Genomic DNA, 25,037 nt, shown 5'->3' with positions numbered 1-25,037 from the left:
GCGCGTTCAGCCCTGCTCGGCGAGAAGCTGCGCCACCGCCGCGCGCAGCTCTGGGAAACCCTGGCCGGTGTTGCTGGAGGTGGGGAAGATCTTCGGATAGGCCGCCGGCCGCCGGCGGATCTTCTCCTCCACCCCGGCGATGACCGATGGCAAGGCGGTGGGCTTCACCTGGTCCACCTTGGTGAGGATGATGGCGTAGGAGACCGCCGCCTTGTCCAGCAGATCAAGGATCTCCTCGTCCACCGGCTTGATGCCGTGGCGGGAATCGATGAGCACGAACACGCGTGCCAGGTTCACCCGGCCGCGCAGATAGTCCTTGATGGTGCGCGTCCACGCATCCACCTTCTCCTTCGGCGCCTTGGCGAAGCCGTAGCCCGGCATATCCACCAGACACAGCTCCGGCCCCACCCGGAAGAAAATCAATTCCTGCGTCCGCCCCGGCGTCACCGAGGTGCGGGCCAAAGCCTTGCGGCCGGTCAGCGCATTGACGAGGGACGACTTGCCCACGTTGGAACGGCCTGCCAGCGCGATTTCCATGCCCTGCATGGGCGGCAGCACGTCGACGGTGGGCGCGGCCGAGACGAACTGCCAGTCGCCCGCGAACAGCAGGCGTCCGGGCTCGAGATAGGGATCGGCTTCGGCGGGGGAAGGGCTCTCGGTCATGACGCCTTATCCTAGAGCCGGGCGGCGCGCGCAAGGCAATGGGCTTGCCAAGGCCCTGTTTGAGTTTCCGGCGTGGCCGTGCACCATGGCGGAAAAGGGGAGAGCGCCGTGGTTCCTGATGTAACCGTCCTGGTGGTGGGGGCCGGACCCACCGGGCTGCTGCTGGGTGCCGAACTGAAGCGCCGGGGCGTGGACAGCCTCGTCATCGATGCCCATGAGGCGCCCATGACGTGGGACCGCGCCACCGTGGTGCATCCGCGCTCCATCGAGGTGTTCGACCACCTCGGCATCGCCGACGCCCTGCTCGACGCCGGTGTGAAGCAGCGTTTCGCCCGCATCCATGCGGACGGCGCCGTGCTGGGCGAGATCGACCTCAGCCTGTCCGGCAGCCGCTACGCCTTCAACATCGGCGTTTCCGAGGAGGTGACGGAACAGATCCTCACCGACTATCTCGTCCGGCTCGGCGGCGCGGTCACGCGCGGTACCAAGCTCGTGGATCTGGAGCCGCATGGCGACGGGGTCGTCGCCATGCTCGAGAATGGCAGCGAGTCCAAGGTGGTGCGCGCCCGCTGGGTGGTAGGCTGCGACGGCCATCGCAGCGCCGTGCGCACCCTCGCGGGCATTGCGCAGGATGGCCATCCCATCGAGGAGCCGTGGGCGGTGTTCGACGCCACGCTTACCGATTTCCCGCACACCTTCGAGGCCAATTACGCCTATCTGGACGACATCCCCCTCATCCTCACCGCTCTGCCGGGCCAGCGCTGGCGCGCCTATGTGCGGCCGAGCGGGCCGGACAGCGATCTGGTGGCGGATGCCTCCGCCACGCTTGCCCGCTACCTCCCGGCTGCGCGCTTCGTGGACGTGGCCAATCCCGTCCGCTTCCAGTGCTTTACGCGGGTGGCCCAGCACTACCGCTCGGGTCGCCTGCTGCTGGCGGGCGATGCCGCCCACACCTGCAGCCCCATCCAGGGGCACGGGATGAACAGCGGCATCCAGGATGCCTTCAACCTCGCCTGGAAGCTCGCTTTGGTGGCGCAGGGCCATTGCGCCGACACCCTGCTGGACAGCTACGAGGCGGAGCGCCGGCCGGTGGCCCTGCGCATCACCGCCTCGGGCGACGAGGCCGACAGCGCCCAGATGCTCAAGAGCGCGGCCGACCGGCAGGCCCGCAATGCCGTCATCCGGGACGTCCTGTCCGATCCCGAGGCGCGACACCACGAGGCGGTGGCCGAAGCGGAGCTGGATGTGGACTATGCCGCCTCGCCCATCGTGGTGGGGGAGGCGGGGTCCGCGCTCTCCCCCGGCCAGCGCCTGCCGGATCGTGTCCCGCTGGGGATGGCGGACGGCGAGGTGCTGATGCTGGACGATCTCGTCAACCGCACCGGCCACACTTTGCTCCTGCTCGGCGGCGAGACGGCGCGCGTGGAGAAGGTCGCCTCGCTCTTTCAGGCCCTCTGCGCCCGCGCCGACCCCCGCCTCTATGGCGCCAGCTTCGCCGCGACCGTGCTGAACCAGGGGGCGGGCGGGACCGACGTGGCGCACGGCGTCGCCGGGCTGCCGGCCGAGGATGCCCTTCGGATGGGGATCACCGGCATCACCCTGCTCGTCGTCCGGCCGGACGGCCACGTTGGCCTCCGGGCCGACACCGGCCACGAGGCGGCGCTCGTCTCCTACGGGCTGAAGCTGGGCGTTCGACGGTAATCGAGTGCTATCGAATCGAACTCCGCTCTCGAACGCGCCAAACGCCATCGATTCCCGGCCTGAACCCCTGGTGCTACTCGCACTGATCTCGGTGTCAGGTCAGAGGAAGGGCTTGCCGCCGGTGACGGCGATGGTCGCGCCGGAGACGTAGCTGGAGCGCGGATCGGCCAGCATCACATAGGCCGTCGCCAGCTCCGCCGGCTGCCCCGGACGGCCCATGGGCACTGATTTTCCAAAGTTTTTCACCGCCTCCTCCGGCATCGTGGAGGGGATCAGCGGCGTCCAGATCGGCCCCGGCGCCACCGCGTTGACCCGAATGCCGCGCGGGGCGAGCGATTGGGCAAGTCCTGCCGTGAAATTATGGATGGCACCCTTGGTCGCTGCGTAAGCCAGCAAGGTTGGATTGGGATTGTCCGAGTTGATCGACGCGGTATTGATGATGGAGCCGCCGTCCTTCATATACTTAAGCGCGGCCTTGCTGAGATAGAACATGGAATGGATATTGACGGCGAAGGTATGTTCCCACTCGCTATCTGGAATATCTTCCACTTTCTCGAACGTGGCCTGATGGGCGGCATTGTTTACCAGAATATCGAGCCCGCCGAGCGCCTCCGCCGCATCGTCCACCAGCCGCCGGCAGAATGCGGGGTCGGAAATATCCCCCGCCGCCAAAATCCCTATTTGCCCAGCCTCTTCCACCAGCCGGCGGGTCTCTTCAGCGTCCTCGTCCTCTTCCAGATAGGCGATGCACACGTCAGCGCCCTCGCGGGCAAAGGCCAGGCAGACGGCCCGCCCGATGCCGCTGTCGCCTCCGGTAACCAAGGCCTTGAGGCCCTTGAGCTTTCCGGAGCCGACATAGCTCGTCTCGCCATGATCGGGGCGCGGATCCATCGCCTCGGTCAGGCCCGGCATGGGCTGCCGCTGCGCGGGAAGCGGAGGCGTCGCGGGATGGTCCATGATGCTGCTCCCGTCGGGGAATGGGTTCGAATGCAGGACAACCCGTCCGGCGGTGGCCGGTTCCGCCTCACGCCGCGTCGGCCGTTCGCCAGGCCGACAAAATCTCTTCCATTTCAGCGACTTCCACCTGGATCGACAATCGTTGCGACAGCATGTGCAGCACCGCATCGTGTCCCGCGTCGGAGGACGAGCACACCGCGTCTCGCGCCACCACGACCCGAAATCCGTAATCCACGGCATCGAACAGCGTTGCGAGAATGCACACATCCGTCTCCGCCCCCGTCAGCACGAGGGTGTCGGCACCGAGATGGGCGAGAAGGGGCAGGAGGCTCGGGGAGGAGAACGCAGAATAGCGAGTCTTATCAACGAGTTGTGCGGGAGGTGAGAATCGCTGTAGCTCCGGTACCAGCTCCAGGAGTTCGGGCGCGAGTTGGGCCTGCGTCACCTCTCGCCATTTGCTGTAGAGCTGGCGCCAGGTGCCCGGCAGTGCTTCCGGCGCATGCGGCGGGATGAAGCGGGAGAACAGGGTCCGCCCTGGCACACGGCCGGCCAGCTCGACGATCACCGGCAGAATCCGCGGTGCCCAGGGCGTCGGCCAAGGTCCTCCGGGCGCGAACAATTGCTGCATGTCCACGCACAGATGCACTGCGCGGGGACCGATGGGGCTTCTCAGGCCTTGTCCCATTCATTCCTCCGGCGGCGGTCCGCTTTCTCCGGGCCGGCCCGTCGGCTGGTCCGCGCCGCGCTTGCCGATGCCGACGATTGCGGCTTCCCGAGTCGGGTAGGGACCTGCCGCCGGCGTGCCGTCGGGTGCGACGGCCCACCAACCGGCCATCACGCCGAGGCGGGTGGCATCAGCCTCGGAAATAAGTCGCGGTTCGAGCGTCATGGCGCCTCCTTGTCGGCCCGCAACCGGCGGGCGCATAAGGCTCAACGGCGCCGTGCGGAGGCAGGTTCCGGCACCGGACATCGCGACAGGTGGACAGCCCCGGTGCTGCTGTGCATTTTAGCCGCTCCCGGAGGGGGTGACGGCGGCGCTGCCGCCGTGGATCGGGTACGGAGAAGTTGCGTGGCGGAATTCAGCGGACGCAGGGCCGAAATCCTCGCGGTCATCGCAGAAGAGGCATCCATCGATCCGGCCATCATCGACGCGGACACCAGCGTCGCGGACCTCGGCATCGGATCGCTCGACCTCGTGGAACTGATCTTCAAGATCGAGGAACGCTTCGGCATCGAAGTGCCGTCCCAGGGCGTGCTCGAAAGCAACGACGTGAAGGTTTTCGCCCTGCTCGAAGCGGTCGAGCAGCTCATCGACGCGCGGAGCGGCACGGTGTCCACGGCGCAGCCGGCCCGATGAGCCGCAGGGTCGCCATCACCGGCATCGGCGCCGTTTCCGCCCTCGGCCTCGGCATTCCCATTCATCTCGAAGCCCTCCGGCAGGGGCGTGGCGGCATTGGGCCGCTCACGCTGGTGCCGCAGGAACAGGTCAAGACGCGGGTGGTGGGTGAGGTGCCGGGCTACTCGGCTGAAGCGCACTTCACCCCACGGCAGATTTCCACGGTCGACCGGTCCGGCCAGTTCGCCTTGCTGGCGGCGGCGGAGGCGATGACCGAGGCTGCAGGCGCCACCGAGGGCGTGGCGCCGCAGAAGGCCGGCGTCATCTTCGGTGCGGCGGTGGGCTGCCAGACGTTGGAAGAGGGCTATGTGCGCATCCTGCGCGATGGCGCGCGCCCTCTGCCCTTCACGGTGCCGCGCGTCATGCCCTCGTCCGCGGCCAGCCAGATTTCCATGGCCTATCACATCACCGGGCCGAGCTTCAGCGCCGCCTCGGCCTGCGCCTCGGCTTCCCATGCCATCGGCCTCGCTTTTCAGATGATCCGCGGCGGGATGCTGGATATGGCCGTCACCGGCGGCTGCGAGGCCCCGCTGACGCTGGGCATGGTGAAGAGCTGGGAAGCGCTGCGCGTGCTCGCGGCCGACACCTGCCGCCCCTTTTCCAAAGACCGCAGCGGGCTGGTGCTGGGTGAAGGCGCGGCCGTGCTGGTGCTGGAGGAGATGGAACGGGCCCGCGCCCGCGGCGCCACCATTCTCGGCGAGGTGCTCGGCTTCGGCATGACCGCCGACGGCGCCGACCTCACGGCGCCCGATGCCTCGAGCACCGCCCGCGCCATTTCCGCCGCCCTCGACGATGCGGGGCTCGATGCCGGCGCGGTGGATTACGTCGCGGCGCACGGCACCGGCACGGTGCTGAACGACAAGACCGAGACCACGTCGCTGCGCACGGTGCTTGGCGAGCGGCTGGCCAAGGTGCCGGTGTCGTCGCTGAAATCCATGACCGGCCACTGCTTCGGCGCCTCGGGGGCGCTGGGCGTCACGGCGGCGCTGCTCGGCATGCGCAACGGCTTCCTGCCGCCCACGCTGAATTTCCGCGAGCCTGATCCCGAATGTGACGTGGATTGCGTGCCCAACGCCCCGCGGACGGCCACGGCGGAAATCGCCCTGGTCAACGCCTTCGCCTTCGGCGGCCTGAACGCGGTGCTCGCGATCAGGGCCGCCTGAAGGGGTTTCAGTCCACCGTCAGGCGGATTTCGCCGACGCCCTCGACGCCGCCTTCCAGCACGTCGCCCTTCTGCACCGCCCCGACGCCCGCCGGGGTGCCGGCGAAGATCAGGTCGCCGGGGGCGAGGCGGAACAGGGTGGAGAGGGTCGCGATCATCTCCGGCACCTTCCAGATCATCTGGTTCAGGTTGCCTTCCTGCTTCACCTTGTCATTGACCTTCAGGAAGATGCGCCCGGCACCGGGATGCCCGGCGGTCGCGACCGGAAGAATCGCCGAGCAGGGCGCGGAGTCCTCGAAGGCCTTTCCGGTTTCCCACGGGCGGCCGAGCTTCTTGGCTTCGCCCTGGAGGTCGCGGCGGGTCAGATCGAGGCCGACGCCGTAGCCGAACACGTGGTCGAGGGCCCGTTCCACCGGAATGTCCTCGCCGCCTTCCTTCAGCGCCACCACCAGTTCGACCTCGTGGTGCAGGTCCTTGGTGAGCTTGGGGTAGGTGATGGTCGCGCCCGAGCGCACCAGCGTGTCCGGGTTCTTCTGGAAGAAGAAGGGCGGCTCCTTGTTGGGGTCGTGGCCCATCTCCACCGCATGGTCAGCGAAGTTGCGGCCGACGCAATAGATGCGATGCACCGGAAACACGGCATCGCTGCCGACGATGGGCAGGTGGGGATGGGGCTGGGGCTGGAAGACGTAGCTGGCCATGGGGCGCTCCGAAGGTTCGGGTGCTTGAATAGGGCGCGGCGGCCGGCGAGGAAAGGGCGAAACGTCGCAGCGCGTGGCGGGTGAACGGATTTCGCGAGCCTCAGGCCCGGCGGGCTTCCACGATGGCGAGCGCCGCCGCAAAGGCGGCTTCGATGCCGAGGTCGGAGGTGTCGAGCAGCACGGCGTCGTCGGCCTTCAAGAGCGGCGCGCTGGAGCGGCCCGAATCGCGCTCGTCGCGCTTCAGGATGTCGGCCAGGACGGCGTCGTATGCGATGGTCTCGCTCCGTCCGGCCAGCTCGCGGAACCGGCGCTCGGCCCGCACCTCCGGCCGTGCGGTGACGAACAGCTTGGCCGGCGCATCGGGGCAGATGACCGTTCCGATGTCGCGCCCGTCCAGCACCGCCCCGCCGGCCTGGGCGGCGAAGCGGCGTTGGAGGTCCAAAAGCGCCGCGCGCACGCCGGGCCGGGCGGCCACCACGGATGCCGCCTCGCCGAGTTCAGCCGTTCGCAGCGCGTCCGGATCTAGTGCCGAAACATCAAGGCTCAGGGCGGCTGCGACCGACGCTCCCTCGTCGCCGAGGCGGCCCTCTTTGAGGCAGCGCGCTCCGACCGCGCGATAAAGCAGGCCGGTATCGAGATGCGGCAGGCCGTAATGCGCGGCCAGCCGCCGGGCCAGCGTGCCCTTGCCGGATGCCGCCGGCCCGTCGATGGCGATGATCATGGCCGTCCCGTCAGTCGATGATGGCGCCGAGGCCGCGCATCATGGGCATGAAGGTGGGGAAGGAGGTGGCGATGAAGGCCACGTCGTCGACGCTCACCCCATCCTCGCTGGCAAGCCCCAGCACGAGGAACGACATGGCGATGCGGTGGTCCATGTGGGTCTCCACCGGCCCGCCGCCCTTGACCGTCGCGGCGCCGGTGACGAGGAGGTCGTCGCCCTTGACCTCATGGGCGATGCCGCAGGCGGCGAGGCCGGCGGCCACGGCGGCGAGCCGGTCGCTCTCCTTCACCCGCAGCTCGGACAGGCCGCGCATGGCCGTCGTGCCCTCGGCGAAGGCCGCGGCGACGGCAAGGACGGGATATTCGTCGATCATGGCCGGTGCCCGCTCGGGCGGCACCTCGACGCCCTTGAGGCGGGAATGACGCACGCGCAGGTCCGCGACCCGCTCGCCGCCCTCGGTGCGCTCGCCGACCACGGTGATGTCGGCGCCCATCTCGATGAGGGTGGTGATGAGGCCGGTGCGCAGCGGATTCATCATCACGTCGGTGAGGATGATGTCCGACCCGGGCACGATCAGCGCCGCCACCAGCGGGAACGCCGCAGAGGAGGGGTCGGCCGGCACGTCGACCGGCGCGGCGACGAGATGCGGGCGGCCCTTCAGCGTGATACGGCGGCCATGGGCGCCATGGGGCTCGACGGAAATCTCCGCGCCGAAATGCTCCAGCATCCGCTCGGTATGGTCGCGGGTGGCCTCGCGCTCGATCACCACCGTCTCGCCGTCGGCGCCGAGGCCGGCGAGCAGCACGGCGGACTTCACCTGCGCGGAGGGAACCGGGGTCTCGTAGATGATGGGCTTGGTTTCGCTGCTGCCCTTCAGCGTCAGCGGCAGACGGCCACCCTCGGCCGAAGAAACCACCTCGACGCCCATCTGCGTCAGGGGATCGAGCACGCGCTTCATGGGCCGGCGGCGAAGGCTGGCGTCCCCGTCGAACCCGGCGATGACATGCTGTCCGGCCACCGCACCCATCATCAGACGCACGCCCGTGCCGGAGTTTCCGAAATCGAGCGGCGCGGCGGGGGAGGCGAGGCCCCGCCCGCCTGTGCCCGTCACCTCCCAGGCGCCTTCGCCCGTGCGGGTGACGCAGGCGCCCAGCGCCGCGCAGGCCTTGGCGGTATTCAGCACGTCCTCGCCTTCGAGCAGGCCGGTGATGTGGGTCGTGCCCTCCGCGAACAGGCCGAAGATCAGAGCGCGGTGCGAGACGGACTTGTCTCCCGGCACCCGGACCCGGCCGGAGAGGGCGGGCGAGCGGCGCCCGGTGGCGGGGCGGGCCTCGCCCGTGCCGTGGCCGTGTGCTTCGGGAGCGCTTGCGGTTGCGGGTTCGGGATGGGCCATTTCTGCCTCGCTCGGGCGCTCGGCCGCCGGCCTCGGCCGGGGCGATCGCCGCATGTTCTGTGCCGCCGTCGTCTAGCACGCCGTCGCTTGCGGCGTCACGCTGTTGCGACGCCATGATGATCTGCCCTTGACAGGGCGCGGGCGAAACGCCAATGGAGCACGCTCCTTATACAGCTCCGAGGAACTTTGCCGTGGCGAAGCCCGAACTCGGCACCAAGCGCATCTGTCCGGTTACGGGGCGCAAGTTTTACGACCTCAACAAGGATCCCGTCGTGTCTCCGTTCACGGGGGAATCCTATCCGAGGTCCTATTTTGAACCCGCCGCCCGTGGCAGCAGCCGCGCGGAGCCGCGCGCGGCCGTCGCTGCCGAAGAGGTGGACGGCGAAGAGGCTGAGGCCGAGGTCATCAGCCTCGAGGAAGCCGACGAGGAAGCCGCAGCCCCCGCGAAGGTGGTGGTCGGCGACGACGTGGATGTGGACGACGACATCGAGGCCGGTGACGACGACACGTTCCTTGAAGAAGACGAAGATGATGGGGATGACGTCTCCGATCTGATCGGAGAGGGCCTCGAAGACGACGAAGAGGCTTGATACCCGACGCGGCCTGTGCTTTAAGGCCGCTCTCGCTCGGCGGACATCAATCGCCGGGCACCCCGCCGCGGGACTTCCCGGCGCGCTAACTGGTTCTGATGCCGAGGTTTTCAGCCTTGGCTATGAAACCCAAAGCGCGCAGCCCGCGGCCCGGTGGGGCCATAGCTCAGTTGGGAGAGCGCTTGAATGGCATTCAAGAGGTCGGCGGTTCGATTCCGCCTGGCTCCACCAAATTTCCACCCGGCATTCCCCATCGATCGCTCCATGCCGGGTCGTTCCACCCAGGTTTCCGGCTGAGGTTCATCCCCCGATTCGGGTGGGTTCGGCCTGATTCGAGCGACGATTCGAACCCCCGCCGATAGCCGTCCCTCCGGCAGCCCGCTCCGACAGGCCGACTCATCCGCGAATCGCGCCCGGCCCGCGCCGCGAACGGCGGCGCGCTACGCGCAATCTTGAGCATTGCAATTGCGACGCACTTTCAGGTTGCGACGGCGCGAGGGCCACTCCCGCACGCCCGTTGCGCCGTGGGGTCCCGCCTGCCAGCCTGCTTCAGCTGCCCGCCAGCTCCGCCCCGGGCTTGCCCCTGACCTGCTTGCCCCTGACCTGCTTGCCACCGAGCTGCTTGCGCCCGACCTCCTTGTCCCCGATCTGCCCGCCCGAAAGGTATCCCCACCCTCATCCGCCGCCCGGTCCGCCCGCCCCAGCGTCATCGATCGAGGTCCTGCCCCTTGTGGACACCCCCCGCCGCCCCTGCGAACGAGGCCCAGCGCCTCACCGTCCTTGCGACGTGTGGTCTCATGGATACGCCCCCCGACGAGCGGTTCGACCGGCTGACGCGGCTGGCGCGGCGGCTCTACGAGGCGGATGTCGCCTTCCTCGGCCTCATCGACGGCACCCACCAGTGGCAGAAATCGCGCACGTCCGCTCTCGTGCCGGCCAGCGTTCCCCGGCGCGACACCATGTGCAACATGCTGGTGGGGAGCGGCGCACCGCTGGTGATCGGCGACATGAAGTCCGATCCGCGCCTTCTGGGCCATCCCCTCGTCCCGCACCTGCCGCTGCGCTTCTATGCGGGCGCGCCGCTGATGGTTGAGCCGGATCTGGTCATCGGCACGATGTGCGTGATGGGGCGGGAGGCGCGGGACAAGGAGGCCTTTGACTTCGGCCCGCTGCTCGACCTCGCGGCGGTGGCGGCGGACGAAGTGGAGCTTCTGCGCCTCAATCGCGATCTCGCCCGCAAGTCCCAGCTGGACGCACTCACGGGCCTGCCCAACCGGCGCAGCTTCGACGAGGAACTGGAGCGTGCCATGCGCAGGGCGCAGCGCCTGGAGGGGCCGCTGTCGCTGCTGGTGATCGACATCGACCACTTCAAGGTGGTGAACGATTTGTGGGGCCATCAGGCCGGAGATGCGGCGCTGGCCGCGGTGGGCGGCGTGCTGGCGCGGCTTCCGGGGCGGGCGCAGGATACCGCGGCGCGCTATGGCGGCGAGGAATTCGCGGTGATCCTGCCGGATACCGACGAGGCCGGCTGCGATGTGGTGGGCGAGGCGCTGCTGGCCGCGTTCCGGGCAGAGAGCATCCCGCACCCGTCGGGCGGCCATCTTACGGCGAGCATCGGCGGGGCCACAGCGCGGGGCTGCGATCTCGCCGGCCTGTTCGCGGCGGCCGATGCCGCCCTTTATGGGGCGAAGGCCGGCGGCCGCAATCGCTATCGCCGCGCCGCGGCACACTGACCGGCGCGACGGGCGGGCTCAGTCCACGGCCGCCTCGGCGCCGAGGCTCTCGAACACCGCGTCGATCTTGCCCTTCAGCGTCTGTGCGTTGAACGGCTTGACGATGTAATTGCTGACGCCGGCCTTCTTGGCGGCGATCACGTTCTCGGACTTGGCTTCCGCCGTCACCATGATGAACGGGATCTGGCCAAGGGCCCCGTCCGCGCGCACCTGCTTCAACAGCTCGTAGCCGGTCATCGGCTCCATGTTCCAGTCCGAGATGACGAGGCCGTAGCTGCGTTCCTTCAGCTTGGCCAGCGCCTCGGTGCCATCGGAGGCCTCGTCCACATCCTCGAAGCCGATCTGCTTCAGAAGGTTTCGGATGATGCGCACCATGGTCTTGTAGTCGTCGACCACAAGGACGGGCATCCCAAGATCAACGGACATGATCAACCCCCATGACACACTCCAGAAACGGGGACGATGAACACGCTCTTTCCAACTCTGGCGAGATCCAGGTCTGGCGAGCGCAGCGATGAGAATTGTTTTGATGTCCCGGGCTTGTGCGAGGCTTGCACCAAGAATTGGGGCTATCTTCCTCAATCATCGGGGAGGATTTATAGGAGGGTGCAAAGCAAAGCGTGTTTCAGGAGGCCTTCATGTCGGCTGCCCGGCGACCCTTCAGGATTGAGACCCCGTGTTCCGCCGGCGCCGCCGTCGATCTCCTCGCGGTGGATGGCCTTGACGATCAGCTGCGCCGCATCTTCGGCGAGATCGCCGGGGTGCGCGAGGAGATCTCGCGCTTCAAGGCGCGCGATCCGGCGGTGGATCGCGAGCGCGACCGCAATGTGCTGTGGGCCGGCATCGAGACCATCCAGGATGCCATCCAGCACACCAAGCACGAGATCGCGAGCCTGCACGCCGAGGGCGCGCGGGGCGAGAAGCTGTTGCGCGCCACCAGCGAGCTGGAGGCGGTGGTGAGCGACACGGAGGAGGCGACCGAGGCCATCCTCACCTCCGCCGAGCGGGTGGACGCGCTGATGGTCCAGATGCATACGCTGCTCACGGGCGATGCGGCGGACCTTGCCTCCGAGATCCAGAACGAGACCACCAAGATCTTCGAAGCCTGCAATTTCCAGGACATCACCGGCCAGCGCATCCGCAAGGTGGTGAAGCTGCTGCTCTTCATCGAGGAGCGGGTGGCACGCATGACCGACATCTGGGGCGGTGCCGACCTGGTGGCGCAGGGCGCCCGCATCATCCCGCGCGAAGGCGACGAGGCCCTCCTCAACGGCCCGGCGCTCGCCGACGACATCGGCGTGGTCTCGCAGGACGACATCGACAGCCTGTTCGCCTGAGGGGCGGGCGGGGGCGGCCGATGATGGGTGCCCCCCGCCTTCGCCAAGTTCTCTTCCCCGCAAGCCTCGCGCAAGCTTGCGCCTCTAACGTCTCTTCCATGGCAGGTTGACCGGCCCCGAAACGGGCCGGGCGCCGGACCCCCTGGAGCGCGATCCGAGCGGAAACAATCCGCTCGGGAAATCGCCCTCCAGCTCTAGGGACCGGTCATCCAAAGGCATGACGCCGCCCTGCCATGCCGGTGCGAACCCGGCATGTCCCCCTTCATTCCAAGTCACAGAGGGACATTCCCATGACCAGCCTGATCACCAACAACTCCGCCATGGTCGCCCTGCAGACCCTGCGGACGATCAACGCCAACCTCGACACCACCAACGCCCACGTCTCCACCGGCAAGCGGATCAACTCCGCCAATGACGGCGCGGCCTACTGGTCCATCGCCACCACCCTCACCTCGGACAACGGGGCGCTCGGCGCGGTGAAGGATGCCATGAGCCTCGACAAGAACTCGGTGGATGCCGCCTCCAGCGGCGTCAACGCGGTGGTCGCCTCGCTCGCGAAGATCAAGAACAACCTGACGGCCGCCCTCTCGCCGAACGTCGACCGGGCCAAGCTGCAGACGGAAATCTCGTCCTACGTCAGCGAAATCAAGACCACCGCCGACAACACCGTGATGAACGGCAGCAACTGGCTGTCGGTGGATACCAGCGCCTCGGGCTTCAACGGCACCAAGAACCTGCTGTCGTCCTTCTCGCGGACCGGCTCGACCGTGACGGTGGGCTCCACCTCCATCGACACCGGCTCGTTCACTGTCTACGACGCCTCCACCACCGGCACCTCCACCGGCACGTCCACGACCCTCGACAAGGCCGTCACGGCCGTGGCGACGGCCGCGAACATCACCGGCGGCGCCACCGTGACCGTCGACACGACCGCGGGCAGCCTCAAGGGCTTCATGGACACCAAGTACGTCATCGGCGGCACCGCCACGGCGGGCACGGAAGCCATCACGGACTTCGACGTGTCCGGCCTCGGCAACACCGACGCTGACCTCGCGAAGATCCAGGCCTATGTGAAGATCGTGGACGCTACCATGCAGCAGCTGCAGAACGGCGCCACCACGCTCGGCACCACCTCGACCCGGCTGGACTCGCAGCAGACCTTCGCCCAGAGCCTGATCGACCTCAACACCTCCTCCATCGGCACCCTCGTGGATGCCAACATGGAAGAGGAATCGACCAAGCTGAAGGCCCTGCAGACCCAGCAGCAGCTCGCGGTGCAGTCCCTGTCCATCGCGAACAGCTCTTCGCAGAACGTGATGACCCTGTTCCGCTGATCGCGTCCCCGCCGCGCCTCCGGGCGCGGCGGTTTTCGTCCCCCGCGCCTCCGGGCGCGGCGGTCCGCGCGCGGGCGCCGTCCCCTCCGGCGGCGCTCCGGCGTTCCCTGAGTTTCAGCGTCCCCCCGACGCCCCCCTCGGCCACCTCCGCCCCCCGGAGCGTGGCCATTTTTTTGTCCTCTTCCCCTCTCCCCTCGCGGGAGAGGGTGGATCGCGGCAAGGCCGCGAGACGGGTGAGGGGGCTGGCGCAGCACGAGCGGACGCCGAGATCGCGCCCCGCCTCACCCCTCACCCCCGCCCCCTCTCCCTCTCCCTCTCCCGCAAGGGGAGAGGGGAGACGCAAAGCCCCCGCAACGCCCATGCAAGTTTGACCGTCGAGATTGCCGCCCGAGGCACATGAGCGCGAGGGGTCCCGTCCCCCGCGCGTGCCCGGTCCCTGAGGTGCGCCTCCGCGCGCCGCAATCAGACGAGATCCCGCCGATGATCGGCAAGGAACAGTTGGAGCAACTCTGGCGCAATCTGCGCGACCTCGGCGCCCGGCGCCTGATCGCGCTGGCGCTGATCGGCCTCACGGCGGTGGCCGCCGTGGCGCTCGGCGCCTGGTATCTCGGCCAGCCCGAGCGCGAGCCGCTCTACGCCAACCTCACCCGCGAGGACGTGAACCGCATCGGCGGCGCGCTGAAGGACGCGGGCATCGCCTTCGACGTGAATGCGGACGGCACCACCGTCCTCGTCTCCCATTCGGACACCGCCCGCGCCCGCATGCTTCTGGCGGTGAAGGGCCTGCCGCAGAGCGGCAATACCGGCTACGAATTGTTCAACGATGTCCGCGCCTTCGGCCTCACCTCCTTCATGCAGGAGGTGACGCGGGTGCGCGCGCTGGAGGGCGAGCTGGCCCGCACCATCCAGACCATGAAGGGCATCAAGGCGGCGCGCGTCCATATCGTCCTGCCCGAGCGCGGCTCCTTCCGCCGCGACCAGCAGGGCGCCTCCGCCTCCGTCGTCATCCGCACCGAGACGGCGGAGGACGCCTCCACCGCGCAGGCCATCCGCCACCTCGTCGCCGCCGCCATTCCCGGCCTCAAGATGGACCAGGTGACGGTGCTCAGCACCGAGGGGGCGGTGCTCTCCTCCAGCGAGGACGGCGCCAGCGCCGCCGCCGGCAAGAAGGCCATGCTCCAGCAGCAGGTGAGCCGCGAGACCGAGGAGAAGGTGCGCCGCACCCTCGCGCCCTATCTCGGCCTCGGCAATTTCGAGGTGCAGGTCTCCGCCCGCCTGGACACCGATCGCGTCACCACCTCCGAAACCACGTTCGATCCCGCCTCCAAGGTGGAGCGCTCCGTGCGCGTGGTGAAGGAGCTGGGCCAGAGCCAGAACAAGACCAAGCAGCCCAATACGTCCGTCCAGCAGAACATCCCCGGCCAGCAGCAGCAGGGCGACGGCGGCACGGATTCCAACGAGAACTCCTCCCGCCGCGAGGAGCTGACCAATTTCGAGGTCTCCACCCGCACCGTGCAGACCGTGCGCGAGGCCTTCGTGGTGCGCGGCCTGTCCATCGCCGTGCTGGTGAACAAGGAGCGCCTCGTGGGCGCGGCCGGCGGCGCCGATGCCATTCCCGTGGAGCAGCAGCTCTACGAGGTGGAGCAGATCGTCGCCTCCGCCTCCGGCTTCGACAAGGAGCGCGGTGACAAATTGAAGGTCGCGGCCGTCTCCTTCGCCAATGGCGGGGCGGGGCTGGAGCCGGTGCCGCCCTTGCCGTGGTCCGAGCTTCTGCTGCGGCAGGCCGGCACCATGATCAACGCGGCCACCATTCTCATCGTCGCCGGCCTCGTGATCTGGTTCGGCCTCCGGCCCGCCGTGCGCGCCATCCTCGCCCGCCCCGAGCGCGACGAGGTGGAGGACGCGGATGCCATCGAGGCCGCCATGCTGGCGGGCGGCGCGCCGCTCGCCGCCGTCGCCGGCCCGTCCGTGGTGCCGGGCGATGGCGCCGCAGGGGAGGAGGCGCCAGGCGCGCTCAGCCTCATCGAGGATCTCACCAGCCGCCTCAACCGCTCGCCGCAGAAGCGGCTGGAGCAGATCGTCGAGTTCGATGAGGAGCAGGCCGCCGCCATCCTGCGCCAGTGGCTGCATCAGGACGCCCGCGCATGAGCACCACCGCGCTTCACCGTCACCTGCCCCATTTCGGCCTCGCGCCGCGCGCTCCGGTGAGCGCCGTGCCGCCCGTGCCGGCCCTTGCACCCACCCCCGCCTTGCGCCCGCACGAGCCGCCCGGCGCCGATGCCATCCGCGCGGCGGCCGAGGAGGCCCGGCGCCTTGCGCTGGAGGAGGCCGCCATCGCGCTGGCCGCCTGCGAGCAGCAGCTCGCCGATGCCGAGGCCGCCTTCGCCGCGCGCCTCGAGGACGAGATCGAAGCGGCCCGCGCCCGCTGGTGCAGCGAGGAGAGCGAACGGCTCGCCGGCCTCATCGGTGAAGGCCTCGATGCGGTGGAGGCGCGCATCGGCGAGGCGCTCGCCGCCGTGCTGCGCCCCTTCGTGAGCGGGGCCGCCCGCGCCCGCGCGCTGGAGGAACTGGCCCGCCGGGTGCGCGACCTGCTGCGCGGCGGGGCGGCGGGGCCGTCCATCACCATCACCGGCTCCGGCGACCTCGCGGCGGCTTTGCGCGCGCGGCTCGCGGACGTGCCGGGCATCGTCATCGCGGACGGATCGACGAGCGACCTCAAGATCACCTGCGACGACAGCGTGCTGGAGACTCAGCTCTCCGGCTGGGCGGCCGCCGCCGCGCGCGGCAACTGACGGGAGCGCGGCATGTCCGGCAAGGAAGGCCACCAGGAGCCTCACGGCGAGATCATCATCGTCAAGCGCCACGACGACGAGGAGCACGAGCACCATTCGAGCGCCTGGAAGGTGGCGCACGCCGACTTCATGACGGCGATGATGGCCTTCTTCCTCATCATGTGGCTCATCAACGTTACCGACAAGGATACGCGGAAAGCCATCGCCAATTACTTCAATCCGGTGGATCTCGCCTCCAGCATCACTGACGTGCGCGGGCTGAACGATCCCGAGGATACGAAGGCCAAGGGCACCTCTTCCGATGGCGACAAGCAGTCGAGCCTGAAGAACACCACGGGGCCGGAGACCGGCGCCGGCGACGACCGCCAGCAGGGCGACAAGGAGCGCGCCGCCTTCCGCGATCCCTATGCGGTGCTGAACAAGCTCGCGGGCGATGCCGATGCGCGGGCCGGGGGCACGCCCGACGCCGCCGCCGGGGATACCGGCTCGCCGGGTACCGGGGCGGGCGACGTGAACCGCGATCCGTTCGATCCCACCTATTGGCAGATGTCCAGCGGCCGGCAGGCCCGCAATCCGCAGGCGAAGCCCTCCAAGGTGGACCAGCCCACCGGCCGCCCCGACGCCACCACCGCCGCGGCGAAGCCCGGCGAGGCACAGGACAAGGCGGCCGCGCAGGCCGCGGCTCAAGCCGCCACCAAGGCCGCGCGCGACCTGGAAGGCGAGCTGAAGCAGGTGGTCGCCGCCACCGTGGGCACGGCCGGTGCCGCCCCGCGTGTGGATGTGCGCGCGACGAAGGAAGGGCTCGTCGTCGATCTCACCGACGATCTCGACTTCTCCATGTTCCCGGTGGGGTCGGCGGTGCCGGATGCCCGCTTCGTGCGGGCCATGGGCGAGATCGCGAAGAAGCTCGGCGCGCGGCCAGGCGAGATCGTCATTCGCGGCCACACCGACGCGCGGCCGTTCCGCTCCGACACCTACGACAATTGGCGGCTCTCCAGCGCGCGGGCGCAGATGGCCCTCTACATGATGGTGCGCGGCGGGCTGGAGGAGAAGCGCGTCACCGCCATCGAGGGCCTCGCCGACCGCAATCTCAAGAACACCGCCGATCCCAACGCGCCGCAGAACCGGCGCATCGAGATCCTGCTGAAGGCGCCCTCATGACCCGGCCCCGCCTTTTCCCCCTCGTCCTCGCCGGGGCGCTCCTGATGACCGGCGCCGCCCGCGCCCAGGACGATGCGGACCCGTGGGACGGCCTGCGCGAGGAGCCCGCCGCCCCCGCGCGCCCCGCTGCGGCGAAGCCGGCGCCGAAGCCGGTCGCGACCAAGCCTGCGGCGCCGAAGCCCGCGACGGCGAGTGCGAGCGCTGCGAACCCGGCAGGGCCGAACGCCGAAAATCCGAAACCAGCGCCCGCCGGCGCGCCTGTGGCCGTTTCCCCGGCGACCGCGCCGGTGGCGCCCAACGCCGCCCGGCCGGCTCCCCCGGCTGGCACGCCCGCGCCAAAGCCGGCCCCAGGCGCGACCGCTCCCGCTGCGCCGATGTCCGTCCCAAGCGCCCAACCCAAGCCAGCCGTCGCTCAGAAGCCGGCCCCTGCCAGCGCCGCGTCGACAGCCATCACCGATGCCCGACCGGCGGCTCCCGCCGCGCCGCCAGCCGCGCCGAAGCCCGTGGCCTCCTCGCCAGCCGGACCCGCCGTGCGCCCGGTGGTCGCGACGCCTCCCGCCAATGCGGGAGCAGCCACCTCCGGCCAACCTGTGCCGGCACCGGCTCCCAAGCCGACCGCAGCGCCCAGACCGGTGGCGGCGCCCGTCCCCGCGCCCGTTTCCGTGCCCCTTCCCCAGCCTGCGCCCGCATCCAATCCCGCAGCGGCCTCCAAGCCCGTGCCCGCGCCGCCCCAACCCACGCCCGCCTCCGCGCCGGGCCCGGCTGTCGCGACGCCCGCACCTGCATCGGCGGTCTCCGCCTATGCTCCCCTCGCGCCCATGCCGCTGCCGCCGCGACGTCCGCTGCCGCCCGCGCCGGCGGCGCCGATGGCTCCGGCCGTCTTGCCGCTCCCGGCCGCCGTTTCGACCGCCGTCCCCGGCCTCGCTCTCGCTCCGCCCGCTGCGCCGGCCGAGGCGAGCGGAATGGCCGCTGCGCCGCCGGCGCCATCCATTCCCGATCCTGCCGAGGCCGGCTCGCCCGCAGTTGCAGAACCTTCGGCGGAGCCCGTCGCCATGGCCGCTCCGTCCGCTGATGCCGCGGCTGCTCCGCCCCGCGACGCCCAATCCGCTCCGGCTGCCGCCCCGGCGCGCCCGTCCGAGCCTGCTTCCGCCCATGCGGACGCCGCCGCCCCCCACAGCGCACCGGCCGCGGCCGCGGCGCCGACCGGACGCACGGACATCTATCCCGTCACGTTGGTACGTCGGCTCCAGCGCTTGCAGGACCTCATCGCCGCCGGCTCCACCGCCGGCATCGCCCAGCAGCGGGCCATGATCACCGAGATGGACGTGGCGTTCGGCGAGGCCGACCCCTCCGTCTGGCAGGACCCCGCCAATGCGCGGGCGCTGGTGATGTATTTCCTCGGCGGCGGCAATCCCGCCGTGCTGCGCGATATCATCAACCGCGAGCCCAGGCCGAACATCGACGAGAAGCTGCTCACCGGCAGCCTGCTCTATCTCGAAGGCCGCGAGGAGCCGGCGCTGCGCCAGCTCGGCGAGATCGACGCCCGCAAGCTGCCCAACGGCATCGGCGGGCAGATCGCGCTGGCCCAGGCCGCGCTCACCGTACGCACCGATCCGGCCAAGGCGTCGCGCCTGCTGGAGGTGGCGCGGCTGCTCATGCCCGGCACGCTGGTGGACGAGGCGGCCCTGCGCCGCGCTGTTCTGGTCGCCGCGCAGGCCGGCGACCTCGACCAGTTCGAGCGGCTGTCCGGCCAGTACTTCAGCCGCTTCCGGCACTCCGCCTATGCCGGCAATTTCCGCCAGCGCTTCGCCGCCGCCTTGAGCCGCATGAACGTGCTGGCGACGCCGGACGGCCTGTTGCGCCTCGACGCCCTGCTCGCGCCGCTCGACGAGGAGGCCCGCCGCGAGGTGTTCCTGCTGGTGTCGCGCGCCGCCATCGTGGAGGGCAAGACCGCGCTCGCCACCGCCAGCGCGGAGCGTGCCATGGTCCTCGCCCCGGTGGCGAGCCGCGATGCCGAGCGCGCCCGCGTCTATCTGAGCGCGGCGCAGGCGGCGACTCCGGACCGCTACAAGGCGGCGGAAGAGGCGCTGAAGGCCATTGACCGCGCCCGCCTCGATCCCTCCGACCAGGCCCTGCTCGAGGCCGCGCGCCGCACCGCCGAGCTGATCCGCCGCGCCGACGAGGCCCCGCCCGCTGCGCCCGCGCCCGCAGCAGCCCCCGCTGCTCCGGCGGTGGTCGCCAGCGCGCAGCCGTCGCGCGCGGCACAGGAGGGGGAGAAGCCCTCGACGGCCATCAGCAAGGCGCAGGCGAAGCTCGGCGAGATCGACGCCATGCTGAAGGAGGCTCCGCGATGAGGACCGCCGACATCGCCCCCGCCGCTGTGGCGCGCCCACCGGACCTCGCCGGCCGCGCGGCACTGCCGGATGGCCAGCCCTTTGACGACCTGCTCAGCGGGATGGGCGAAGCCCCGGCAGCGCCTGTTCCCGAGACCGCGGCGGGGGTGCCGCCCGCCGACGCTTCGCCTTGCCCGCCGCCTGCAAGCCTCGACCGGCTGCTCGCCCGCTGCGCCCGCTCCGACCCGGAGCGCGAGGCGATCGAGACCCCTCCCGCCCCGGGCCGCGCGCCGGGCCTCCTGCGGCCGGAGGCGGAGCCCGTCGACACCGCCGATGCCGCGCCCGCTCCGCTGCCGGACGCACCCGCTCCGGACACGCCTGACCGCCCCCAGCCGCCGCCGCTCCTCGCCCTGCTATCCGCGCCGCTCGCGGGACCGCGGGACGTGTCGGCGGAGGTGGCCCCCCAGCCCCGCGCGAGCCCCCCGCCTGTCCCCCTCGCGGTGCCGGCCGTGCCGGCGGAGACCGCGGCGGAAGCGCCGGCGCCCATGCGGGTCGCCGTGCTGCGACAGGAAACCCATTTCGCGCCGGTGCGGCCGTTCACGCCGGAGCCCCCGCCAGCCCTGGCGGAAGCCGCGCGAGAGGCGCCTGGCGGGCGCGATATCGAGGCGAACCCGCCGAGCCGTGAGGGCCGCATCCCCGTCCGGCCGCTCCCCCTTGGCGCGGCGGCCGATGATGGCGCGCCGAACGATCAGCCAGAACCCCGCCGCGCCGACGCCCGGCAGAGCCCCGGGACGGCGCGCGCCGCCGCCGCGCCCGCGGTCCTGGACGACCGGCCACCTGCGCCCGTCCGGCCGGCGGAGGCAACGCCCGCGCTGCCGTTCGCCAGCCTCGCCCAGATCGGCCGCGCCATCGCGGCGGAAGTCGCGCAGATGGATACGGCGCCCGCCGCTGCCGGGACGGGCGCGCCGCCCGCAAGCGAGGACGCCCCCGTGCCCACCGGCCCCGTGCGCGTGCTCGATATCGCGCTGTCGCCGGACAGCCTCGGCCGGGTGGTGGTGCATATGCGCCTCACGCCCCACGGCCTCACCGTGCGCCTCAAGGCGGACGACCCCGCAACCGCCGCCCTTCTGGCGGGCGACAGGGCGCACCTCTCCGCGCTGCTCGGATCAGCCGGCCTGCCGGACGTGGATCTGGAGGTCGGCGGCGCCGGCCTGCCCGTGATCGACGCGCCGCTGCGCGCCCCCGCCGCCATGGAGGGTCCGCCCCCGCAGGACACGGCGGACCATCCGGATGGCGGCAGCCGGGGCGGCGCCGATCCCGGCCGTCAGGGCCGCGGCGGCCGAAACGACAGGACTTATCCCGATGACGACGCTGCGCCTTCTTTTGCTGACGAGCCTCGCTTTGGCGCCGGGTGAGGCACGCTGCGGCGACGCCTCGTCAATCGTCGGATCGTCCGAGCCCCTGCCCGCCGCTTCGGCATCTCCCGCCACCATCCGGCCGATCTGGGGCGAACGGCGCGCGCCCGCCGGCACGCCGCGCCAGACGGCGGCTTCGGCTCCGGCTCCCACCAGTCCGGCGGCGGCGGACTCAGCGCCCGGCAAGGCCTCCGCCAAGGCCTCCGGCAAGCCCTCCGCCAAAACCTCCGCAAACCCCGCCCCGCAGGGCGTCTGCGAGCGGGAACTGGCCCGCGCGGCGGCGAAATACCAGATCCCGCTCCAGATCCTCTATGCCGTCGCGCTGACCGAAAGCGGCACGGGCAAGGGCCTCCAGCCGCTGATGCTGCACATCGAGGGCAAGGACCATATCCCCGCGACGCTGCCCGAGGCGCTGACGCTGTTCCGCGCCGCCAATGAGCGCGGGGTGAAGCTGATCGACATCGGCTGCATGCAGGTGAACTGGTACTGGCACCGGCACGAGTTCAATTCGCTGGAGGAGATCTTCGATCCGCGCCTCAACGTGGAGCAGGGGGCGCGCTTCCTGCAGGTCCTGCGCAAGCGGCATGGCAACTGGACCATGGCGGCCGCGCGCTACAATGCCGGCCCGAAGAACACCGTGGCGCAGCACCGCTATGTGTGCCGGGTGATGAAGAATCTGGTGAAGGCCGGAGTGGGGCAATGGACTGCCACAGCCGAGGCCTTCTGTGCCGCGCCGCCGGAGCCGCCGCAGCAGGCCCGCGTGGAGTGACCGGCGCGGCGTGGCGCGGCGGGCCACCGGCCGTGCGGTCCGCGCTCAGAAGAAGGAGCGGATCAGCCCGCCGACGAGCAGGTTCCAGCCGTCGATGAGGATGAAGAAGAGGATCTTGAACGGCAGGGAGATCACCGCCGGCGGCATCATCATCATGCCCATAGACATGACCAGCGTCGCCACGATCATGTCGATGATGAGGAAGGGCAGGACGATGAGAAAACCGATCTCGAAGCCGCGCCTGAGTTCCGAGATCATGAAGGCGGGGATGAGCACCCGCAGGGGCACTTTTTCCTCGCCCGCCTTCTCCGGCGCGGGCGCAGGGGAGGTCGCCTCCTCGGCCGGCTTGTCGCGCGAGGCGATGTCGGCGAACAGCTTCAGATCCTTGCCGCGCACGTGGGTGAGCATGAAATCGCGGAACGGGTCGGCGATGCGCTGCAGCGCCTCTTCCTCGCTGATCCGGTTCTCGGTGAGGGGCTTCACCCCGTCCTGCCAGGCGCGGTCGAAGGTCGGGCCCATCACATAAAAGGTCATGAACAGGGAGAGCGAGACCAGCACGAGATTGGCCGGCGTCGAGGGCAGGCCGAGGCCGGAGCGCAGGAAGGAGAAGGCGATCACGAAGCGGGTGAAGCTGGTGACCATGATGAGCAGCCCGGGCGCCACCGACAGCACCGTGAGCAGGGCCACCATCTGGATGAGGCGCCCCGCCGTGCTGCCGCCGCCCTCGGGCAGAAGCTGCTCCAGGGAAGGCATCTGCGCGGCAGCCTGCGCCAAGGCCGGCGCGGCGGAGAGGAGCAAGGCGGCGACGAGCGCGGATATCAGCGCCGCAAGGCGCACCGGCCCCCTCACTGCACCACCAGCGTCGAGACGATCAGTTCGTCCACCTTGCCGTCGGATCGGGCGCGGGCGCGCTCGTTGAGGTCCTCGCGCAGGTGCTGGAGCGCGCTCGGGCCTTCGAGCTGGCTCAGCGCCAGGGTGCGCATGTAGGCCATGATGTCCTCGCGCAATTCGGCGGCCGTCACGTCCGGGTTCGTCAGCGCTCCGTTCTTGAACACGATGGCCGTCTCGATGCGGATGAAGGTGGAGGAGGGCGCGGAAAGGTTCACCACCACCGGCTTCAGGTCCTTCAGCACCAGGTCGCCGGAATGCCGCAATGGCGGGGCCGGCTTCTTCTCCGGCTCGGCGGCGACCTTCTTCGTCACCGCCTGCTCCACCGTGCCGGCGAGCTGGAGCCCGAGCCCCGCGCCGGCGGCGAGCGCCAGCAGCGTGACGATGAGGAGGGGCACGAGGAGCCCGGGCTTCTTCTCGGGCGCTCCGTTCGGGGCGAGGGCTTTGGCGGGGGCTGCGGTCGCCATCACGTCACCAGGGCGTCACGACGTCATAGAGGCGCTGGCCCCAGGCGGGCTGCTGCACATCCGTGAGCCGGCCGCGTCCGCCATAGGAGATGCGTGCCTCGGCGATCTTGTCGTAGGGGATGATGTTGGTCGAAGACACGTCCAGCGGGTTGACGATGCCGGCGATGGTCAGCTCGCGCACCTCGTAATTGACGAGGATCTCCTGCGAGCCGCGGATGACGAAATTGCCGTCCGGCAGGATCTCCGTCACCACCACGGCGACCGAGAGGCGCAGCTTCTCGGAGCGGTCGATGTTGCCCTTGCCCTTGGTCTTGGTGTCGCCGTTGATGTCGAGATTGCCGGAGCCCGCGCCCGCGTTCGCGCCCTTGCCGAAGCCGGAGAGGGTGAGCGCCGCGTCGAAGCCGAGGTTGCTCTTCGATTCCCGCGAGCGATCGGTGGCGTTGTCGAACTGGGCCTTGTCGTCGATGGCGATGGCCACGCGGATCACGTCGCCCACCTTGGCGGCGCGCAGGTCGCGATACATGCTCGACGAGCGGTTGAGGTCCCAGGTGGAGCGGAAGGTCTTCTTCTCTGGCTGCTGGAAGGTCATGGGCAGCGGTTCGCGCTTGGCGGTGTCGAGCCCGTAGCCGACGGGGGTCAGCGACGGCCCGGTGGCGAGGTTGTCGTAGGTGCTCTTGCAGCCGGAAAGGGCGAGGCCGGCGAGGGCCGCGAGGGCGGCGCGGGCGATGAGGGGGATGAGGGGGATGAGGGTCATGGTGCTTGGGGCCTTTCTGGCGCGCATCAGCCGGGCCGCCCGGTGGTGCGGGGCGCCTCGGTCCGCCCTTCCTGCGCGCGGCGGGCCATGCCGACCATGGTGGAGGTGAGGCGCGCGGCGCGGGCCGGCTCGCTCTCGTTAAGGATGGCGCTGGCGACGCGCGGCGACAGCCGGGCGAGCACGGCGGCCGCCATGTCCTCGTTCATGGCCGCGAGCTGGGCGGCGGCGGCGTCCGGGCGCATCTGCGAGACCACGGCGATGAGGCTGTCGTCGGCCTTTTTCAGGAACGTCTCGCGGCGGGCCAGCCACTCCTGGTATTCGGCGCGCTTGGCCTCGAGCTGGGCGAGGCGGGCCTCGATCTCCTTCTCCATGGCGGCGAGCGCGGCCTGCTGGCGGGTGAAGCGGGCGTCGGCGGCGGCATCGGCGATGTTGCGGCAATAGAGGGCCGCATTCTCGCCGGCGGCGGCGTCGGGGGCGCCGGGGGAGGGCTCCGCGCGGGCGTCGCCCGATATCGCCAGGGCGGAGCCGCAGAGCGCGGCGAGGGCCAGCGCGGCACCGGCGTTGCGGCCGGATCTCGCCCGGGCCACCTTGCGGCGCCGCGCGGTGACGAAGACGGCATGGAGCCGCGAGCAGGTCACGCGCCGGAGCGCGATCACGCCCACGAGCAGCGAGCACGAGACCGAGGCGATCGCATAGACGATTGCGGCGTCCAGCAGGACCGTCGACACGGACATGGAACCTCTCCTCTTCCCCGAGGGGCGGCGCCGGCAGGG

General features: G+C 70.2%; 26 protein-coding genes and 1 tRNA gene. 14 read left to right on the top strand and 13 right to left on the bottom strand.

Annotated elements, in window-relative coordinates:
* Positions 1–6: 6 nt before the first annotated feature.
* Entirely contained in the window at positions 7–663 is a 657-nt protein-coding gene (yihA, locus tag J2126_RS09335) for a ribosome biogenesis GTP-binding protein YihA/YsxC (RefSeq protein WP_209486033.1), read from the bottom strand.
* Positions 664–771: 108 nt separating this feature from the next.
* Between yihA and J2126_RS09330 the strand changes: the two genes are divergently transcribed.
* A complete protein-coding gene (locus J2126_RS09330) occupies positions 772–2,364 on the top strand; it encodes an FAD-dependent monooxygenase (RefSeq protein WP_209486031.1) in 1,593 nt (530 codons plus the stop codon).
* 99 nt (positions 2,365–2,463) lie between these two features.
* On the opposite strand, the gene J2126_RS09325 is transcribed toward J2126_RS09330, so the two are convergent.
* From J2126_RS09325 to J2126_RS09315, 3 genes are all read right to left on the bottom strand, one after another.
* Positions 2,464–3,321, bottom strand: a complete 858-nt coding sequence (locus tag J2126_RS09325) for an SDR family oxidoreductase (RefSeq protein ID WP_209486029.1) — start codon at positions 3,319–3,321, stop codon at positions 2,464–2,466.
* Between the two features lie 67 nt (positions 3,322–3,388).
* Positions 3,389–4,006 carry a cysteine hydrolase family protein gene (locus tag J2126_RS09320; RefSeq protein ID WP_209486027.1) on the bottom strand — a complete coding sequence of 206 codons (618 nt, stop codon included), beginning with the start codon at positions 4,004–4,006 and terminating at the stop codon, positions 3,389–3,391.
* The gene (locus J2126_RS09315) at positions 4,007–4,210 is read right to left on the bottom strand and encodes a hypothetical protein (protein ID WP_209486025.1); all 204 of its coding nucleotides are present in this window, start codon (positions 4,208–4,210) and stop codon (positions 4,007–4,009) included.
* Between the two features lie 180 nt (positions 4,211–4,390).
* On the opposite strand from J2126_RS09315, the gene J2126_RS25770 reads away from it, so the two are divergent.
* Positions 4,391–4,678 (top strand): acyl carrier protein, encoded by a 288-nt coding sequence (locus J2126_RS25770; RefSeq protein ID WP_209486023.1) that lies wholly within the window; start codon positions 4,391–4,393, stop codon positions 4,676–4,678.
* Positions 4,675–5,880 (top strand): beta-ketoacyl-[acyl-carrier-protein] synthase family protein, encoded by a 1,206-nt coding sequence (locus J2126_RS09305; RefSeq protein WP_209486020.1) that lies wholly within the window; start codon positions 4,675–4,677, stop codon positions 5,878–5,880. Before J2126_RS25770 ends, J2126_RS09305 begins: the two co-directional genes overlap by 4 nt.
* A 7-nt stretch (positions 5,881–5,887) precedes the next feature.
* Here the strand turns inward: J2126_RS09305 and J2126_RS09300 are convergent, their stop codons facing one another.
* The 3 genes from J2126_RS09300 to aroA all read right to left on the bottom strand — a co-directional run bounded on the left by J2126_RS09300 (position 5,888) and on the right by aroA (position 8,691).
* Positions 5,888–6,577: a fumarylacetoacetate hydrolase family protein gene (locus tag J2126_RS09300; RefSeq protein ID WP_209486018.1), complete on the bottom strand. Its 690-nt coding sequence runs from the start codon at positions 6,575–6,577 to the stop codon at positions 5,888–5,890.
* A 100-nt stretch (positions 6,578–6,677) separates the two neighbouring features.
* Positions 6,678–7,298, bottom strand: a complete 621-nt coding sequence (locus J2126_RS09295) for a (d)CMP kinase (protein ID WP_209486016.1) — start codon at positions 7,296–7,298, stop codon at positions 6,678–6,680.
* A gap of 10 nt (positions 7,299–7,308) precedes the next feature.
* Complete coding sequence (gene aroA / locus J2126_RS09290; RefSeq protein WP_209486014.1) at positions 7,309–8,691, bottom strand: 3-phosphoshikimate 1-carboxyvinyltransferase; 1,383 nt, start codon at positions 8,689–8,691, stop codon at positions 7,309–7,311.
* 191 nt (positions 8,692–8,882) lie between these two features.
* Between aroA and J2126_RS09285 the strand changes: the two genes are divergently transcribed.
* The 3 genes from J2126_RS09285 (at position 8,883) to J2126_RS09275 (ending at position 11,014) form a co-directional block, all read left to right on the top strand.
* The gene (locus tag J2126_RS09285; RefSeq protein WP_209486013.1) at positions 8,883–9,281 is read left to right on the top strand and encodes a TIGR02300 family protein; all 399 of its coding nucleotides are present in this window, start codon (positions 8,883–8,885) and stop codon (positions 9,279–9,281) included.
* A 155-nt stretch (positions 9,282–9,436) separates the two neighbouring features.
* Positions 9,437–9,512, top strand: a tRNA-Ala gene (locus J2126_RS09280).
* A 566-nt stretch (positions 9,513–10,078) separates the two neighbouring features.
* Positions 10,079–11,014 (top strand): sensor domain-containing diguanylate cyclase, encoded by a 936-nt coding sequence (locus J2126_RS09275; protein ID WP_209486011.1) that lies wholly within the window; start codon positions 10,079–10,081, stop codon positions 11,012–11,014.
* An 18-nt stretch (positions 11,015–11,032) separates the two neighbouring features.
* On the opposite strand, the gene J2126_RS09270 is transcribed toward J2126_RS09275, so the two are convergent.
* Positions 11,033–11,440 carry a response regulator gene (locus J2126_RS09270; RefSeq protein ID WP_209486010.1) on the bottom strand — a complete coding sequence of 136 codons (408 nt, stop codon included), beginning with the start codon at positions 11,438–11,440 and terminating at the stop codon, positions 11,033–11,035.
* Between the two features lie 212 nt (positions 11,441–11,652).
* Between J2126_RS09270 and J2126_RS09265 the strand changes: the two genes are divergently transcribed.
* From J2126_RS09265 to J2126_RS09245, 5 genes are all read left to right on the top strand, one after another.
* Positions 11,653–12,351, top strand: a complete 699-nt coding sequence (locus tag J2126_RS09265) for a protein phosphatase CheZ (protein WP_209486008.1) — start codon at positions 11,653–11,655, stop codon at positions 12,349–12,351.
* A gap of 290 nt (positions 12,352–12,641) precedes the next feature.
* Entirely contained in the window at positions 12,642–13,685 is a 1,044-nt protein-coding gene (locus tag J2126_RS09260) for a flagellin (protein ID WP_209486006.1), read from the top strand.
* A 480-nt stretch (positions 13,686–14,165) separates the two neighbouring features.
* Entirely contained in the window at positions 14,166–15,833 is a 1,668-nt protein-coding gene (gene fliF, locus J2126_RS09255; protein WP_209486004.1) for a flagellar basal-body MS-ring/collar protein FliF, read from the top strand.
* A complete protein-coding gene (locus tag J2126_RS09250; RefSeq protein ID WP_209486002.1) occupies positions 15,830–16,477 on the top strand; it encodes a hypothetical protein in 648 nt (215 codons plus the stop codon). Before fliF ends, J2126_RS09250 begins: the two co-directional genes overlap by 4 nt.
* Before the next feature lie 12 nt (positions 16,478–16,489).
* On the top strand, positions 16,490–17,638 hold the full coding sequence (locus J2126_RS09245) for a flagellar motor protein MotB (RefSeq protein ID WP_209486000.1): 1,149 nt from the start codon (positions 16,490–16,492) through the stop codon (positions 17,636–17,638).
* Between the two features lie 412 nt (positions 17,639–18,050).
* On the opposite strand, the gene J2126_RS09240 is transcribed toward J2126_RS09245, so the two are convergent.
* Entirely contained in the window at positions 18,051–18,215 is a 165-nt protein-coding gene (locus tag J2126_RS09240; protein ID WP_209485998.1) for a hypothetical protein, read from the bottom strand.
* A gap of 475 nt (positions 18,216–18,690) precedes the next feature.
* On the opposite strand from J2126_RS09240, the gene J2126_RS09235 reads away from it, so the two are divergent.
* The 3 genes from J2126_RS09235 (at position 18,691) to J2126_RS25930 (ending at position 22,155) form a co-directional block, all read left to right on the top strand.
* A complete protein-coding gene (locus tag J2126_RS09235; protein ID WP_209485995.1) occupies positions 18,691–19,992 on the top strand; it encodes a chemotaxis protein MotC in 1,302 nt (433 codons plus the stop codon).
* The gene (locus J2126_RS09230; protein ID WP_209485987.1) at positions 19,989–21,386 is read left to right on the top strand and encodes a flagellar hook-length control protein FliK; all 1,398 of its coding nucleotides are present in this window, start codon (positions 19,989–19,991) and stop codon (positions 21,384–21,386) included. The genes J2126_RS09235 and J2126_RS09230 overlap by 4 nt, the downstream gene beginning before the upstream one ends.
* Before the next feature lie 265 nt (positions 21,387–21,651).
* Positions 21,652–22,155, top strand: a complete 504-nt coding sequence (locus J2126_RS25930) for a lytic transglycosylase domain-containing protein (protein WP_394028932.1) — start codon at positions 21,652–21,654, stop codon at positions 22,153–22,155.
* A 45-nt stretch (positions 22,156–22,200) separates the two neighbouring features.
* On the opposite strand, the gene fliP is transcribed toward J2126_RS25930, so the two are convergent.
* From fliP to J2126_RS09205, 4 genes are read right to left on the bottom strand one after another with little or no spacing between them, the layout of a single operon-like run.
* A complete protein-coding gene (gene fliP / locus J2126_RS09220) occupies positions 22,201–22,992 on the bottom strand; it encodes a flagellar type III secretion system pore protein FliP (RefSeq protein WP_348634269.1) in 792 nt (263 codons plus the stop codon).
* An 8-nt stretch (positions 22,993–23,000) separates the two neighbouring features.
* On the bottom strand, positions 23,001–23,510 hold the full coding sequence (locus tag J2126_RS09215; protein ID WP_209485976.1) for a flagellar basal body-associated FliL family protein: 510 nt from the start codon (positions 23,508–23,510) through the stop codon (positions 23,001–23,003).
* Positions 23,511–23,514: 4 nt separating this feature from the next.
* Positions 23,515–24,264 (bottom strand): flagellar basal body L-ring protein FlgH, encoded by a 750-nt coding sequence (locus J2126_RS09210; RefSeq protein WP_209485974.1) that lies wholly within the window; start codon positions 24,262–24,264, stop codon positions 23,515–23,517.
* 26 nt (positions 24,265–24,290) lie between these two features.
* Entirely contained in the window at positions 24,291–24,998 is a 708-nt protein-coding gene (locus tag J2126_RS09205) for a MotE family protein (RefSeq protein WP_209485972.1), read from the bottom strand.
* Positions 24,999–25,037 lie beyond the last annotated feature (39 nt).

This window comes from Xanthobacter flavus (assembly GCF_017875275.1).
GTDB lineage: Bacteria > Pseudomonadota > Alphaproteobacteria > Rhizobiales > Xanthobacteraceae > Xanthobacter > Xanthobacter flavus_A.
The sequence above is the reverse complement of the archived record's forward strand: the minus strand, read 5'-3'. Positions and strand labels throughout refer to the sequence as shown.